Consider the following 15449-nt stretch of genomic DNA (forward strand, 5'->3'; position numbering starts at 1 on the left):
CAACACCTCACAGAGCGGGGAGCGGGCCTGATGCGGTGGGACGGCCTGTTTGCGGACCTGGAAGCGCAGGCCGCGGCATTGCACAGTGCTGAACGCGGCGCGGAGATCGAGGAGCGCACCCGGGCCGAGGCCGGTCGACTGACGTTGCTGGATCGGTTGCGTCCCGCGGTGGGCGCCACGGTTCGGGTGCGTAGCCGCGGCGGGGTGTCGATAGCCGGCGACGTCCAGCAGGTCGGTAGCGAATGGATATTGCTGGACGAGGGAGCAGGACGCGAAGCCCTGGTGGTGCTGTCGGCCGTGACGTCCGTCGCCGGACTGGGTCGGCTGTCGGCGGTGCCGGACACCATGGGTGTCGTGCAGCTCCGGCTGGGACTGCGGCATGCGTTGCGGGGCATCGCGCGGGACCGCTCACCGCTTCGGCTGCACCTCGTCGACGAGACCGTCCTGGACGGCACGCTGGACCGAGTGGGTGCGGACTTCATCGAGTTTGCCCTGCACCCGCCTGGTGAATCTCGACGGCGTGCCGAGGTGCGGGAGGTGCTGGTGGTGGCGCTGTCCGCGGTCGCCGTACTACGCCGGGACGGCTAGCCGATCTGCAGCCGGACGCAGCGCCAGCGGCCGTCCAGACCCTCCAAGCGCAGTGCCATCGCACGGAAGCGGTCCTCCACGCGCAGGACGGCCGCTACCTCGGCGACACCGTCGGCCGGCTCGGTGAAGTGCAATGAGTGCACCGCGGCCGGACGCTGGCTCGTTCCCAGCCGCGAGATCCGGCCGGCGTCACGGGCCAGGCCTGCCTGCACGGCGGGGCTGGTGTGCTGACTGAGCTGACCGGGGGAGCGGCGTCCGGTCGCGGTCTCGATCACCCCGACGACCAGGCGGCGGGTAAACGAGCGAAGCTCCGGAAGGTCGTGCCGACCGGTCGGCTGAGCCGCGAACGGATCGATACCGGCGTTCAACCTGCGGGCCGACGGAATGCTGAGATCAGCGGGTTCAAAGGGCAGCAACTGGTCGAGCGGGCCGACCAGGCTGAGCCTGCGCGGCGGCTGCTCGTCGTCGAAGGGCGGTTCACGCTGCGGAGCGGGGCGCAGCGCGAACCGCTGCCGTGCCGCCTCGGGAGTCGGTGCGAAACTGGACGCGAGGGTCGTGACTGACATGGCTATTCCTTCGTGGTGGGTTGAGTCGCTGCCGGTGCATGGAGCTGCGATCCGGGCCTGAGCACGTTGGGGTCCGGGCCGACCGTCGCTCGGTTGGCGGCGTACCAGCGGGGCCACTCGGTGGCTATCTGCGCCGGTGTGGCGGAGCCTCCGAGCTGCCGGCGGGCGATGAGCCATAGCGAGTCGCCGGGCCGCACGGCGACCTCCGAGGCAGGTGCTCCCCGCGGGGTGGTCGCACCGGTGCCCGGCGAGTCGCTGTCCGTGGGCCACTGGAGAGCCAATGCGCTTCCCGCTGCGGCATCCGTCGGCCACGCGGGCGCGGCGGCCGATTCCGCGGCACCCTGCGGCGATGCCGACCCGCCGGCAGCGAACGCGCTGGCCGGGGCTGCCAAAATGCTTGCCCCCGCCGCCGCGATCACCACCCGGCGAAGCGCGGACGGCAGGGCGTGACGCGCGATGAGGTCCGCTACCCGTCCGAGCTGGCCGGGACCGAGCGACAGCACGGTGGCCGACGTGCCGAGACAGAGCCACATGGCGGCCAGCCACAACAGCGCGCCCGCCAGCGTGGCCACGGCGCTGTCCGCGCCCACGGCATCGATCCACTGGTGCGGCGCTGACAGGTCGAGAACGAGCTCACGTGCGTGTGGCCAGTATCGAGTCGCTACTACGGCAGCCGCGAGTGGAGCGACGGCGGTAGCGGCGCGGGCGAGGCAAGAAGACACGGCAAACCCTTCATTTGCTTACGTTTGCATTCATACGCTGCTGTCTGCGCCTAGGTCAAATACGGACGCTTGACGTGAAGAGTCCCTGCCGTTACGGCATGACGACGTGCGGCTTGGCGAATTACTGGTGCGGTCGCGGCACTCTCCAGTCTTGGAGCCCACTGCTTGAGCCGAGTGCCTGCGGCCGGCTGACGTGGAATGGAGTCGACGTGGTCATTCACATCGGCACGTCGGGTTGGAGTTACCACGCGAGGGCGTTGTCGACGGTGCTCGTGGGATGGGCCGACGGGTGACATCTCCGCGCTGCTGGGTAGGCGCTACCACGGATCACCGATCGCTGCCGGCGCGCGCCCCGCTCAGGTCTGGTCGGCCGCGGATTCGATGAAGGGGTGCTCGGCCACGAACTGCCGGGTCTGGTCATACATCCGGGCGATGTAGGCCTCGAGCTGCTCCCGCTCCACCCGCCACTGGCCGCGGCCACCGATCTTGATCGCGGTCAGCTCACCCGAGCGCACCAGCGCGTACGTCTGGGAGGCCGAGATGTTCAGCACCTCGGCGACATCACTCAATGTCAGGAACCGTGCGTCGGTCATCGGGTCACCTCCTGTGCGCTCGCTGCCGGGGCGACGATATCGCCTCGTCGAGTGTGGCAGTCGGTGTGGATGCCGCCCGGGTTATCCACAACCTTCGACGCGGCTCCACCCGCAGCCGTTCCATCAGGCAAGATGCACGCTATGGCCGATACGTCACAACGGGCGCTGCCCGCCTCTCCGACACCGCGTCGGGTGAAGACGCCCAGCTGGCTCGATCGGAGGCTGGTGACCGGCGTGGTGCTGGTGCTGGTGGCAGTGCTGGTCGGTGCGTCGGTGCTGTCCTCGGCGGACAAGCGCCAGCCGGTGTGGAGCCTCACCCATGACGTCGCGGCCGGCACGGTGCTCACCGGAGCGGACCTGCGACCGGTGCGGGTGCAACTCGGCTCCGCGGCGGCGGGCTACCTGCCGATCACCGAGGCGGTGGCGGGCAAGACGGTCCGGCACGCGATGGGTGGCGGGCAGCTCCTACCGCGGGACGAGGTCGCCGTGCCACCGGGCGGCGTGACGGTCACCGTGCCCGTCCAGCCCCAGACCGCTCCGGGAATCGGCAGGGGTGACCGGGTCACGGTGTGGATCAGCACGAAGACCTGTCGCGGCGTGGTGCTGGTCAGTGGCGTGCCGGTGCAGAGCGCCGATCGGGCGAGCAGGGCCGGGTTCGGCTCGGACAGCGGCTCGCTGCTCGTACTGCGGGTGCCCTCCGCCGAGGCGACCAGGATCGTGTCGGCGCTGGACCTTCCCGGGGCGGTGATCCGGGCCGGTGTCCTGTCGTCGGATCAGCAGGCCGAGGACGGCACCGCCGACCTGACGGCCTGCGCGGGTCCGGGCACGTGAGCATCGCCGTGGTGACCGCCGCCGACGGCGCCGCCTGGGAGGCGGTCCTGCTGGCCGACCCCGGCCTTCGCGCCGCAGACGTCATCGACATCGTGCGCAGATGCGTCGACGTCGTGGAACTGCTCGCAGTGGCAGCGTCCGGGCAGGCCATGGCAGCCTTGGTGGACGCCCGGCTGCGCAGGCTGGATTCGGACGCGGTGGACCGATTGCTCGCGGCGGGGGTCGCTGTGGTCGGCGTCGCCGGTGGTGAGGCCGACTCGGAGCTGTTGCGGGAGGCGGGGGTCGGCTTCTCCGTCATGGCCGGCTCCGACGCCTCGGTGTTCGCCGAGGTGATCGCGGGCGCCGTCCGGGATCTCGCCGGTGACGAACCCGGCGGTCGAAGCTTCGGCGACCCGGCCTTCGCCACCGGGTCGGTGCTTCCGCCGGTCGACCCGCAGCGGCCGGGTCTGATCCAGCCCTTCATCCCCGCTGAGAACTTCTCCGCGGGGATCGGTGCCGGCGTGACCGCGTCCCCCAGCTCGCCGGTGGCCGGGCTGCCGGCCAGACCTGCCGGTAGCCCGGCGAACGGAGCCTTTGCCACCGAACCTGCCGTGATCGCCGTCTGGGGTCCGACCGGGGCTCCTGGCCGCAGCACCGTCGCGGTCACGCTGGCTGACGAACTGGCCAGGCTCGGTATGAGTTCGCTGCTGATCGATGCCGATGTGTACGGCGGTGTGGTCGCCACCATGTTCGGCCTGCTCGACGACTCTCCCGGCCTGGTGGCCGCGTGTCGACAGGCGCAGGCCCACCGACTCGATTCGACCGCCTTGGCCTCGCTGTGCTGGCAGTTACCCGGCGAGCTGCGGGTGCTCACCGGGATCGCGCGAGCTGACCGGTGGCCCGAGATCCGGCCGACCGCCCTCACCGAGGTACTGGACGTGGCCAGGGACCTGGCGGCCTTCACCATTGTCGACCTGGGCTTTGCGTTGGAAACCGACGAGGAGCTGAGCTTCGACACGCTCGCCCCACGGCGCAACGGGGCCACCCTGGCGACTCTGGATGCCGCCGACCTCGTGCTGGTGGTCGGTTCGGCCGACCCGGTCGGGACGCAGCGGCTGGTGCGCGGGCTCGCCGAGTTGCGGGCCGCTGAGGTGAACGCGCCAGTATGGATCGCGCTCAACCGGGTCCGGCGCGGTTCGGTGCCGGGCAACCCGGGCACCGAACTCGACACGGCGCTACGCCGTTTCACCGGTCACAGCGCGGCCGCGTTGTTGCCCTATGACCTCACCGGGCTGGACCAGGCAGCCGTTGCAGGCAAGACTCTCGGCGAGGCGGCGCCGACCAGCCCCCTGCGGCGAGCCGTCACCGAACTCGCGACCGCGTTGAGCGGTGTTCCCGCACCCTCTCGCGGCAGGCGTCGAAGGTAATGTGTCAATCCCGGCGCAGGACCCATGCCGCCCACGCTCGACCATCGGCACCAGCTCGCCACTGAGGTCCGTCCGGTTGAGTCCGTAGCGAAGGAGCCCACCCGCAGATGGCAGACCGGCTGAACCCGCTGGACGTCTCGTTCCTTTACCTCGAGGGACGCAACACTCCCATGCACGTGGGCGGCCTGGCGGTGTTCGAGCCGCCGGCGGACGGGTTCGACTACGACAAGTTCGTCGACCTGATCGAGCAGCGGATCTCGCTCGTGCCCCGGTACCGGAAGAAGATCAAGTCGGTGCCGGGGCATCTGGCCAACCCGGTGTGGATGGACGACACGGCCTTCGATCTCGGCTACCACGTCCGACGGTCGGCGTTGCCCCGTCCGGGTTCGGAGGAGCAGCTCAAGGAGTTGGTGGCACGGGTGCAGTCCCGCCCACTGGACCGCAACCGGCCGCTGTGGGAGATGTACCTGGTGGAGGGCATGGCGGGTGGCCGGTTCGCCGTCATCCACAAGACGCACCACGCGATGGTGGACGGCATCAACGCCATCGACATCGGCCAGGTCATCCTCGACGTCACGCCGGTCCCCCGGGCGCTGCCGGAGGACCTGTGGATGCCCCGCCCGGAGCCGGGTGCGGCGACCTTGGTGATGGACGCGGTGACCGACTTGGTTCGCCGGCCGACCGCTGTGGCCGACACCGTCCGGATGGGGCTTGCCGACGCGCGCAGCGTGGTATCGAAGGTGTCCGCCGCCGCGGGCGGTCTGCTGTCGGCCGCGAAGGTGGCGGCCCGGCCGGCGCCCGCGTCGCCGCTGAACGCCTCGATCGGGGCACAGCGCCGGTTCGCGGTCGCGCGGACAGACCTCGATGACTACAAGCGGGTCCGTAAGGGTGGCACGACGAGTGGCAACGGCGGGGCCACCGTCAACGGCGGTGCGACAGTCAACGACGTCGTGCTGGCCACCGTCACTGGCGCGATCCGGGGCTGGATGCTGTCCCGGGGTGAGTCCGTCACGCCGGCCAACACCGTGCGGGCGATGGTGCCGGTCAGTGTCCGAGGCGACAGCGAGTCCGGCCAGTTGGGCAACCGGGTGTCCTCCTACCTGGTGGACCTGCCGGTGGGCGAATCCAATCCCATCGTGCGGTTGAGCCAGGTCAGCTATGCCATGAAGGCGCACAAGGAGTCCGGTCAGTCGGTGGGCGCCGACGCGCTGGTCGCGCTGTCCGGTTTCGCTCCGCCGACGCTGCACGCGCTCGGGGCACGGGCGGCGAACAGCTTCACCCGCCGGCTGTTCAACGTCGTCGTGACCAACGTGCCCGGACCGCAGTTCCCGCTCTACGCCGCGGGGGCCGAGATGCTGGAGATGTTCCCGGTCGTGCCGCTGGCCAACGGGCAGGCGGTGTCGATCGGGCTGACCTCCTATGACGGCGGCGTGTACTTCGGGCTGAACGCCGATCGCGACGCCATGTTCGACGTCGATGTGCTCGGCTCACTCATCGAGGAGTCGCTGGCCGAGTTGGTCGAGGCGACCGGCGGCTCCCGGAAGCGGTGAGCTGGCGGCTGGTGCTGCTGTCTGACGGCGCGCCGCGCTGGTCGCCTCGCACGCACGCCCCGGTCGCTTGGCGCGTCGGCTGTGATCTCCACACTTGTGAGGCAGGCTCGACGAAGGTTGTTCGCCAGAGGGGACTGAGCGCATGTCGGATCACCAGAAGCCGGTGCGGCGAGCTTTCGTGTTCGGTGGCGGTGGTGTGCTGGGTTTCGCGTGGATAGTCGGGGCGTTGACCGCGATCCAGCACGAGCTCGGCATCGAACCGGGTGCTGGCGACCTGGTTGTCGGAACGTCGGCCGGCTCGGTGATCGCGGGCCTGCTCGGCTGCGGGGTGGACATCGACACGATCCGCCGGCACCAGCTGGGCATGCCGCTGCCCGAAGACCCGGCCATCACCTGGAGCTACGACGTCGACACCGGTGGCAGCCTGCCCCGCCGACCGGGACTGCGCCCCGGCTCGCCGCGTCTGCTGTGGGATGGCATCCGGCAACCCTCCATGGTGTCGCCGGTGGTGGCGCTCGCAGGCCTGCTGCCCAGAGGGCGCGGCAGCCTGCAGCCGATGCACCACATGTTCGAGTCGCTGCTCGCGCACCGCGGGCAAGGGCTCGTGGCCGGCCAGGCGCACCTGGATCGTGGCCACCGACTATTCGAACGGGCGCCGGGTGGTCTTCGGACGGCCGGGGGATCCGACTGCGAACCTTCCGGAAGCGGTGTGTTCCTCGTGCGCGATCCCAGCGTGGTACGCGCCGGTGCGGATCGACGCCCGCTCCTACATCGACGGCGGCACAGCCTCGAATGCTTCGGTGGATCTGGTGCCCAAGGACGAGTTCGACGAGGTGTACGTACTCGCCCCGATGGCAGCCTTGGAGCCGGACAGTCCTCGGTCCCCGGTCGCGATGGTGGAGCGGCGGATGCGCCGGGCCATCACCAAGGGCATCGCGGGCGACGTCGCCGTCCTGCGGGAAGCCGGGGCCCGCGTCATGCTGCTGACGCCGGGGCGGGATGATCTCAGCGTGATGGGCGCGAATCTGATGAACCCGAACCGTCGAATCGTGGTGCTGCACACCGCGATGCGGACGGCTGCCGTCGAGCTCCGAAACCAGCAGCATGGCGCCCGACGCCGGGTGGCCACGCCGTGAGGGTCTACCTGCCAGCCACGACCACGGTGCTTGCTCGGCTGTCCTCCACCGGCGTCCTCGGGCCGGCGCCGTTGACAGCGTTCGCGGTGACCCCGGGACTGCGGGAGTACTACATCGACGATGACATCGAGGAACTGGAGTACGTGGCTGCCAATGAGGCCGCGCGAGCCGCTCTGCGGCTGATCGCCACTGACCCTTCGGCCGCGCCGCGCCGGATCGTGGTGGCTGCTGACGTGCCGGACCCATCGGTCGAGGTTCGAGACGACCTCGACCGCGGCGTGGTCCGGATCGCCGTAGAAGTGCCGCTGGGCTGGTGTGCATCGGTGCACGCGGACGACGCTGACGCCGCGGCCACCGTGGCGGTGGCGGCGCGGCGAATAGATGCCGCTGACCTAGGCGACACCGAGGCCGAGGAACTGGTCGACGACGCCGAAGGTTTCGAGCTGTCGTGGTACGCGACTCAGGAGATCGACGATCTGCTGGCGAACGCAGGCTGACGGCGGTCATATCGTTGCCACTTGGACCGGCAGTCCATTGGGCGCGACCATCCGGGTCTGATCGGTTATCAGCAGTCCGCGGCCTGGGATGCCGGCGGCCGGCTGTGGCGCGATGCGCACACCGAGCAGCTCCCCATCGCCCGGCGTTGGTTGCAACAGAAGCCCGCGGCGGTGTCGCCGGACGTCGGTGGCGATCCCGCGAAAGCTCACCATCAGGTCGTCGGCGCGTGCGGTGACCACGACCGCACTGTGGTGGCGCGAGACCAGGTCGGTCACCGCGTCGCCGGTCGCAGTGTCGGTGAACTGTTCGGCATCGTCGAGGAGGATCAGGTCGCCGTCGAAGTCGCTGAGCAGCCGGGTGGCATCCGCGCCTTTGTCGGCTCGCACGCCGTCACCCTGTGGAAAGGTGACCGCCAACCCGCGCAGTCCTGCCCAGACCGTCAGCGGTGACCGTGCTGGTGCCGCGATCAGCATCCGCAGCCCGGCTGACACCGCTTGAGTCGCGATGGTGATCACGGCGGTGCTGCGACCACTTCTCGGCGGACCTGCGATGAGGAATCGACTGGCGGAGTCGAATACATCCGCCCACACCTCTTCAGCCGTGTCACCGCCCACCCCGAGCAGGCAGCCGGTCGGCACCTGGTCTTTCGTACCGGCCAGTTCGGCCAAGCGCACGGTGGCCGGCAGCGTTCGGACGCGGATCGCCGGTCCGTGCCGCGCGGGAGGCTGACTGGCGGCGATCGCGCGAAGCGCGGCGCGCTGGCCAGCTGGACTCGGGTCCGTGTCGAGAAGCGCAAGCTGGATTTCCAGCCCGTCCTCGAGGTCGATGGCCTGACCGGGCCTGGGATCAGCGGGCAGCGCGGCAGGCGCCAAACCGGCCATCGCGTAATCGTTGCGATCGGTCATGCGGAGCAGCAGCTTGCGGCCCAAGGCGGATGCGATACGGACCCCCAGGGCAGCCCGGTCCCCGGTGATGAGCAGCGTGAAGCCGGCGGCCGGGCTGTCACGGAGCAATCGCAGCACAATCTCTGCAGACCTTCCTCCGTCGTGTGTGTCGCTGAGCGCGCTCAGGCCATCCCAGCCGTCTATCACGATCAGCACCGCGGGCAGTTCGGTGCCGGCCTCCAGTGCTTCGGCAAAGCTGCCGACACCCAGGTCGGCGAGCGCGCGCTGCCTCCGGTCGAGTTCGTCCAGTAATAGGTTGAGCAAACGGGCCATCGGCACCGCATCGTCACGGCCCACGGCCGCACCGGTGTGCGGCAGGTCCACCAGCCCGGCCAGGCCGTGACCAGCGCAGTCGAGTGAGTAGATGTGCAGCTCATCAGCGGACAGCTGGCAGGTCGCCTGCGCGACGAAGGTGCGCAGGCCGGTGGTGCGGCCGGACCTGGGGCCGCCGATGAACGCAATGGAACCACCGGCCGCCAGGTCGTGAACGGCAGCGAACTGGGCCTGCCGGGCGGGATCGTCGGTGAGACCGAAACTGACCTCGAACCGATGTGTCGTGTCGCGGGTCAGGTCGGCGGTGCTCACGTGAGCCGGCAGTGGTGGCAACCACGGCGCGGTGGCCGACTGGTGGCCGAACCGCACGGCCGCGAGGCTGATCGCATCGCACACCCGTCGCAGGTCCCCGTCGTCGGCACGGGCGGCGGCTGCCGGGCGCCGGTTCCAGTCGTCCAACTCAGTGACCGTCACCGGTGCCTCGTCATCGGCCAGGCCGGTGACTCGCGCCGTCTGGAACTCCACGAGCCCCCGGGTCAACCGCGCGAATGCCCGGCCTGGGTGATGCTGCGGGATCCGGCTGGCCGCGTCGTCGGCAAGGACATCGCTGGATTCACCCGCATCAGTTACCCGAAGGGCAATGCGCAGGGCCATGTTGGCTTTGATCTCCGGGGAAACGACGCCGGCGGGCCGCTGAGTCGCCAGCACCAGGTGCACACCGAGCGAGCGGCCACGTTGCGCCACCCCGATGAGGCCGCTGAGAAAGCTCGGAAACTCTTCCGCGAGCGAGGCGAACTCGTCCACGACGAGAACCAGCCGCGCCAGCGGTTGAGCGGCTGCCCGCGTGCTCCGGCGGTAGGCGTCCAGGTCCGTGACGCCGACTTCGGCGAAGGCAGCTTCCCGGCGCCGCAGTTCGGCGTTGAGGGAGACCAGCACCCGGCGGGTCAGCCGCGGATCGAGGTCCGTGACCAGGCCAACGGTGTGCGGCAACTCCGCGCATTCGGCAAAGGCTGCCCCACCCTTGTAATCGATCAGCAGGAAAGACAGCTCGCGGGGAGGTGAACGCACCGCCAAACCGACGACCACGCTGCGCAACAGCTCGGACTTTCCCGAACCTGTTGTTCCGGCGATCAGGGAGTGCGGCCCATCCCGCGCCAGGTCGAACTCGATGACTCCCTCCGCCGACACCCCGACCGGCGTGGCGGCAGAGCCTGCCCCGGTCCAGCGCTCCGCCAGCGGGGCGGGAGCGAGGTCGTCGGGGTGCGTGATGTCGTGGAGTCCCAGCAAGCTCACCTCCGACGGCAAGTCGGCGGAGCTGTCCACGTGGGCCGGACGCAGCGGCGCGAGGCTACGGGCCAGCCGATCACACCACGCCAGGGGCACGCGCTCGGCCGTGACGCTGGTCATGATCTCCCGTCCGGAAACGGCAATCACCAACGCCGATCCGGTGTCGGCGGTGGTCACCGCCGTTGCCCGGCATGAGGGCGGTAACAGGCGCACCTCGATATCGATGCACACAGCGGTGATTCCGACGGCCGGGCCGTGCTCGAGGACGAAGCGGAGACCAGGGACCGACGCCATGGTGCTGACCCGGTCGATGAGCAGCACGGTCCACGGTCCCGGCCAGGCAGTTCCGACAGCGGCTGACCGCCGGTCCGTCACTATCCGCACGAGGTCACCGACAAGCTGACGGTGCTCTGCGGCATCCACGGCGATCGTGGGCGCCGTCTCAGGTACCCAGCGCAGCCAACGCCAATCCTCGCTGGAGCCGTCCAGGAGTGCGGCGATCGTGAGGTCAGTCGGCGAATGCATCGCCAGCAGCTGTCCGAACACCCACCTGGCCGTACCGCGGGCAAGTGGAAGCGGGCCGGCCAGGCCGAGCGCGCCTTGAGTCAGTGGAACCGTGGCCGGCACGGAGCTGACCAGCAGGCCCTGAATCGGCGCAGCCGCACGAGTCGCGTACGTCTCGGCCGGCCGATCGGCGACTCCCAGGCGCACGAGCAGGAATCCCGAATCCTCAGCTGGCCGTTCCCACAGCCGGCAGTCCGGGCCGGTGACCGTGTGGAGGATCGCGGCGGCGTCAGGGAACTGTCGCCGCCGCCGTCGGGCCTCTGCGTCCAGGCGGCCGGACAACAACACCTCGGCCGCAGCCTCGGACCGGGCATGCCGCAGCCGTTGCTGCCGGCTGGTGCGGCGCCAGTCCCAGCGCTGAGAAACGGCCCCCGCCAACAGGGTCACCGGGGTCAGCAGCGCGAATGCGAGAAACTGGCTGCTGTGCATGGCGAGCGCCAGGCCGACACCGAGTCCGGTCGGCAGGAGTGCCGCCAGCCATTGCGTCTTGGGTCGGGGTTCCACAGCGGGAGCGGCCGGAAACTCCACGGCTTCGGTGAGGCCGGTACCGGTGATGCGCGGGGGCGTGTTCACCCGAACTCGACCATCCGCGTCTGACCTGGTGGCAGCCGGTGGCTCATCGGCGGTGGTCGCGCACAGGGTGGAAGTGCCCAGGGTGAAGAGCGTGCCCGCGGGCAGCCGCACCGGCTCGGGACCCACCTTCTCATCACCCAGCCAGGTCCCGTTCGTGGAGCCGAGGTCACGCAGCCAGAGGCCATGTGCGTCCACTCGGACTTCGGCGTGCCTTCGCGAGATGTCCGGATCCTCGACGGTGATGTCGGCGGTCCCGTCTCGGCCGATTACGTGGGTGGCACGGGCGAGGTCGATCAGCTGGCCGCAATCCGGTCCGCCCACCACGCGCAGGTGGAGCATCGAGACGCCAGGCGAATGCCGGTCGGCTCTGGAACCGAGCGTTAGCACGTCCCCCGAGCGAAGACCGGCGTCGCCTAGAAGGGTGCCGGGCGACACGAGCTGACCGGAGCTGAATACCGCTTGATTCGCTGTCGCGCCGAGCTGTTTCATCAGCTCGGGGCGCAACGTCAGCATGGTGGTTCCAGGCGGACCGGTGATCTCGAGATCCTGGTCCGGTCGGCCGGATACGTGGGCGGTCAAGGTGACATGCATGTCGTCAGTTGTAACCGAGCTACGCCTGCCGCGACGACGCCGGGAACAATCTGTGGATAAGTTGGCGGCGGCCTCGAAGTTATTCACAGCGATCGAGTTTTGGCTTATTGAGCTGATGATCTGCGTACGGTTGCTGAAGTCGATCACCACACAGCCACGAGAGGACACCACCTTCCATGACCGGATTGAAAGTCTCACCGGAGCAGCTCAGCAGCCTGGGCGGAACTTGCAACCGCACCGCGACCGACGTACGCGGCCAACACGCTGGTTTGAAGAGTCAGCTCACTCCGCTGTTCGGCGCGGACTGGTCGGGTGCCGCCGCTAGCCAGTTCGCCGCTCTGTACGAGCAGTTCAACAAGAACGCCGAGGGGATGTCTGCGGCCTTGGACGGCATCGGTCGGCTGCTGGGGCAGGCCGGTCAGAGCTATGCCTCGGTGGAGCAGCAGATCACCGCCTCCTTCCGGGGCTGACACCACATGAGTGGCGGCGCGATACCGTGCGGGGGTGGCCCAGCATCCCGACGTCCTCTCAGCCGTCGCAGCGGCGTATCACCAGCATTTCGAGGTTGCCCCGGCGCGGGCGTCGATATCCTTCCTGGGTGTCGACCCGATCGAAGTGCTGCGCTACGCCGACGACGGCCGCGACCATTACCTGAGCCTGGGCATGTCGCGGTATCCGATGGTCGATCCCGCGGCGGACGTCATCGACGAGAGGGGTGCGCCGCGCGCCGAACTGATGCTGTCGGTGACCGGCCGGCCCGACGCGGTGTGGCGTCGGCTCGCGATTCTCGCCGCGGCTCCGGCAGTGGAGGGCGCGGTGTACGCACCCGGCAACAGGGTGGATGTGGCGGAGCCGCTGTGCCCGGGCTCCCGCTGCACCGGCGCGGTGCTCAGCGAGGGGCCGCTTCAGCCCATTGCGGTGACCGGCGTGGCCGATGTGTTGGTATTCCGGCTGCTGCCGGCAACTCAGACCGAGCTGGCGTGGGCGCGGGTCCATGGTAGCGACGAGCTGCTACAGCGCTGGCAGAACGCGGGCACCGACCTCATCGATCTGATGCGCGATCCCGTGGGTCTGGGCTAGCCGCGTGCACTGATCACAACCAGCCGTTGCGTTTGAAGGTGTGATGCAGCGCCACGCAGATCGAGGCAGTGAGTCCGATCGTGAATGGATAGCCATACGTCCAATCCAGCTCCGGCATGTGGCTGAAGTTCATGCCGTAGATCCCGGCAACCAGGGTCGGCACGGACACGATGCCGACCCAGGCCGAGATCTTGCGCATGTCCTCGTTCTGCAGAACGCTGACCTGGGCGAGGTTCGCCTGGACCAGTGTGGTGAGCAGGTCATCGAATCCGGCAACCTGCTCCACCACGCGGGTGAGGTGATCGTCGACGTCACGGAAATACTCGCGAACGTCCTCGTGGATGAAGCGTATGGGCCGCTTGCCGAGCAGTTGCAACGGGGCCGACAGTGGCCCAGCCGCCCTCTTGAGGGCGAGCGCCTCGCGTTTGAGTATGTACAGCCGGTTCGCGTCGCCGTAGCGGTTTGCCCCCGAGAACACCGAGGTCTCCGCCTCGTCGATATCCGCCTGCAGTGCCGCCGCCACCACGAGGTAGTCATCCACCGCCTGGTCGAGCAGCGCGTGCAGCACCACCGACGGGCCGAGCGCGAGCTGCTCGATGTCGGCTTCCAGCCGCTTGCGCATATGGCGCAGGCTGCCGTGCTCGCCGTGCCGCACCGTGATCACGAAGTTCTGGCCGATGAACACCATCACCTCACCGGTTTCGACCACCTCGGCGCTGCGTGAGTCGTCGTTGGCGTCGTAGTGCACCGTCTTCACTACGGCAAACAGCGAATCGTCGTAACGCTCCAGCTTCGGCCGCTGATGCGCGTGCACAGCGTCTTCTACCGCGAGGGGGTGCAGGTCGAAGGCCTCGGCGATGTCCTCCAGTTGGGCCTCGGTCGGTTCGTGCAGGCCGATCCAGACCATGCCCGATCGGTGCTGCCGCACCTCGGCGAGGGCATCCTGCCAGCGGCCGGAACCGGGCTGTCGCACGCCGTCGCGGTACACGGCCGCGTCGACGACCGCGGTGGAGCGGTCGACGTCCGGAATGGGGGAAGCGTCCGCAGGGCCGCGGCGGAGCGCGCGGCGTGGCGTACGAACAGGCAGGTTAGGCATCGCTGCCCAGTGTGCCTCGAATAGGAGTCGCAATCCGAAAGGCGCGGAAGCGAGAGAGCTACTGCGGGAGTAGGCCCCACTCCCGCAGCGCGTCGAACAGACCTTCGGCCAGGCTCAGCCGAGTCAGGTCGGCTCGGCTGAACCAGCCCGCGTCGCCCGCGTCATCGCCTGCGGCCAGTTCTCCGGACACCACCCGGCACACGAAGTCGTCGATCACGTACACCCCGCCTTGCGGAGCGGCCCGCACCACCCGGCCCGCGAGCCGTTGCACCTCGACGGCCAACCCGGTCTCTTCGGCCACCTCCCGAACACACGCGGCGGCCGTGGACTCGCCTGATTCGCACTTGCCACCGGGGACCGACCAGGTCAGAGCCGACGGCGGTGTGGTGCGCAGGATTAGCAGCAAACGCCCATCGTCATCAAAAATGATGCCGCCGGCGGCGGGAATGGTCATAGTCGCGGAGTCTGCCGCATTGACCTGACCCGGTCGATCAGGGCAACGTGGAGCTGTGGGTCTGTCGTGGTGTCCGAAGTGCGGCGCTGAGCTTCTGGCGCCCAGTGTGTACAGCAGTGACTGGCGCTGCGCCGAGCACGGGCCGACCCTGCCACTGTCGATCTTCGCTCGCCGGGACGCCGCCGCGCTGGAGCACATCCGCGAGCGCGCCGAGGTGCCGTTGTGGGTGCCGGACCCGGTGCCGCTGGGGTGGACGCTGTCCGGGCTGGCCGCGGTCGGCGATGACCGCAGCCGGTTCCGGGCCACGGTGGTCGCCTGTCAGGGCCCCGCACCGCTCGGCGGTGAGGGTGAGTGGCTGATCGTCGCCGAGGAACCCGGGGTCGGCCTCGGGTCCAGTTACGCCCGCAGCTCGACGACCGACGCGCGGGCGTTGTCAGCGGGCGTCGCGGCAGCGAAGATCCATGCGCTCGGCCACCCGACGTCGCTGTGGCCGGTGCTGGACACCGTCGCTGACCGCAGCGCCTACGTGGGGGAGGCTGACGGGGTCTGGCTCTGGCTGATCAGCTTCCCCGCGGACGCCGGCTACGCGGTGCTCGAGGACCTCGCCGTCACCGATGTGCGCCACCGCGCCGCTCCGTCGATCGGCACGGGTCCACTGTCGCGACGGCTCCGGCCGGGCAACTGACCAAGCGCGCCT

15 protein-coding genes and 1 pseudogene are annotated in these 15449 nt (G+C 69.3%); 10 read left to right on the plus strand and 6 right to left on the minus strand.

Annotated elements, in window-relative coordinates; genetic code table 11:
* The first annotated feature begins 30 nt into the window (after positions 1–30).
* Complete coding sequence (locus RM423_RS03810) at positions 31–588, plus strand: hypothetical protein (RefSeq protein WP_311421661.1); 558 nt, start codon at positions 31–33, stop codon at positions 586–588.
* On the opposite strand, the gene RM423_RS03815 is transcribed toward RM423_RS03810, so the two are convergent.
* From RM423_RS03815 to RM423_RS03825, 3 genes are all read right to left on the minus strand, one after another.
* Entirely contained in the window at positions 585–1154 is a 570-nt protein-coding gene (locus tag RM423_RS03815) for an Rv3235 family protein (RefSeq protein WP_311421662.1), read from the minus strand. The genes RM423_RS03810 and RM423_RS03815 overlap by 4 nt on opposite strands.
* A gap of 2 nt (positions 1155–1156) precedes the next feature.
* On the minus strand, positions 1157–1744 hold the full coding sequence (locus RM423_RS03820; protein ID WP_311421663.1) for a LysM peptidoglycan-binding domain-containing protein: 588 nt from the start codon (positions 1742–1744) through the stop codon (positions 1157–1159).
* Between the two features lie 488 nt (positions 1745–2232).
* Positions 2233–2469, minus strand: coding sequence for a helix-turn-helix domain-containing protein (locus tag RM423_RS03825; RefSeq protein WP_311421664.1), 237 nt, complete (start codon positions 2467–2469; stop codon positions 2233–2235).
* A gap of 141 nt (positions 2470–2610) precedes the next feature.
* On the opposite strand from RM423_RS03825, the gene RM423_RS03830 reads away from it, so the two are divergent.
* The 6 genes and pseudogenes from RM423_RS03830 to RM423_RS03850 all read left to right on the plus strand — a co-directional run bounded on the left by RM423_RS03830 (position 2611) and on the right by RM423_RS03850 (position 7889).
* Positions 2611–3300, plus strand: a complete 690-nt coding sequence (locus RM423_RS03830) for an SAF domain-containing protein (RefSeq protein WP_311421665.1) — start codon at positions 2611–2613, stop codon at positions 3298–3300.
* Positions 3297–4706 carry a P-loop NTPase gene (locus tag RM423_RS03835; RefSeq protein WP_311421666.1) on the plus strand — a complete coding sequence of 470 codons (1410 nt, stop codon included), beginning with the start codon at positions 3297–3299 and terminating at the stop codon, positions 4704–4706. The genes RM423_RS03830 and RM423_RS03835 overlap by 4 nt, the downstream gene beginning before the upstream one ends.
* Positions 4707–4813: 107 nt before the next feature.
* The gene (locus tag RM423_RS03840) at positions 4814–6256 is read left to right on the plus strand and encodes a WS/DGAT/MGAT family O-acyltransferase (protein ID WP_311421667.1); all 1443 of its coding nucleotides are present in this window, start codon (positions 4814–4816) and stop codon (positions 6254–6256) included.
* Between the two features lie 142 nt (positions 6257–6398).
* Positions 6399–6596 (plus strand): annotated as a pseudogene (locus RM423_RS25395) (patatin-like phospholipase family protein); the annotation flags it as partial.
* A gap of 289 nt (positions 6597–6885) precedes the next feature.
* Positions 6886–7392 (plus strand): patatin-like phospholipase family protein, encoded by a 507-nt coding sequence (locus tag RM423_RS03845; RefSeq protein WP_311421668.1) that lies wholly within the window; start codon positions 6886–6888, stop codon positions 7390–7392.
* On the plus strand, positions 7389–7889 hold the full coding sequence (locus RM423_RS03850) for a DUF6912 family protein (protein ID WP_311421669.1): 501 nt from the start codon (positions 7389–7391) through the stop codon (positions 7887–7889). The genes RM423_RS03845 and RM423_RS03850 overlap by 4 nt, the downstream gene beginning before the upstream one ends.
* Before the next feature lie 6 nt (positions 7890–7895).
* On the opposite strand, the gene RM423_RS03855 is transcribed toward RM423_RS03850, so the two are convergent.
* Complete coding sequence (locus RM423_RS03855; protein WP_311421670.1) at positions 7896–12122, minus strand: FtsK/SpoIIIE domain-containing protein; 4227 nt, start codon at positions 12120–12122, stop codon at positions 7896–7898.
* 176 nt (positions 12123–12298) lie between these two features.
* On the opposite strand from RM423_RS03855, the gene RM423_RS03860 reads away from it, so the two are divergent.
* Both RM423_RS03860 and RM423_RS03865 read left to right on the plus strand, forming a co-directional pair.
* The gene (locus RM423_RS03860; RefSeq protein WP_311421671.1) at positions 12299–12592 is read left to right on the plus strand and encodes a WXG100 family type VII secretion target; all 294 of its coding nucleotides are present in this window, start codon (positions 12299–12301) and stop codon (positions 12590–12592) included.
* Between the two features lie 34 nt (positions 12593–12626).
* Positions 12627–13202 carry a suppressor of fused domain protein gene (locus tag RM423_RS03865; RefSeq protein WP_311421672.1) on the plus strand — a complete coding sequence of 192 codons (576 nt, stop codon included), beginning with the start codon at positions 12627–12629 and terminating at the stop codon, positions 13200–13202.
* Positions 13203–13215: 13 nt separating this feature from the next.
* Here RM423_RS03865 and corA read toward each other — a convergent pair whose 3' ends face one another.
* Together corA and RM423_RS03875 are read right to left on the minus strand one after the other, a co-directional pair.
* Positions 13216–14298, minus strand: coding sequence for a magnesium/cobalt transporter CorA (gene corA, locus RM423_RS03870; protein WP_311421673.1), 1083 nt, complete (start codon positions 14296–14298; stop codon positions 13216–13218).
* A gap of 58 nt (positions 14299–14356) precedes the next feature.
* Positions 14357–14752, minus strand: a complete 396-nt coding sequence (locus RM423_RS03875) for an NUDIX hydrolase (protein WP_311421674.1) — start codon at positions 14750–14752, stop codon at positions 14357–14359.
* Between the two features lie 55 nt (positions 14753–14807).
* On the opposite strand from RM423_RS03875, the gene RM423_RS03880 reads away from it, so the two are divergent.
* Positions 14808–15437, plus strand: coding sequence for a DUF6758 family protein (locus RM423_RS03880; RefSeq protein ID WP_311421675.1), 630 nt, complete (start codon positions 14808–14810; stop codon positions 15435–15437).
* Positions 15438–15449 lie beyond the last annotated feature (12 nt).

Source organism: Jatrophihabitans lederbergiae (genome assembly GCF_031845305.1).
GTDB lineage: Bacteria > Actinomycetota > Actinomycetes > Mycobacteriales > Jatrophihabitantaceae > Jatrophihabitans_A > Jatrophihabitans_A lederbergiae.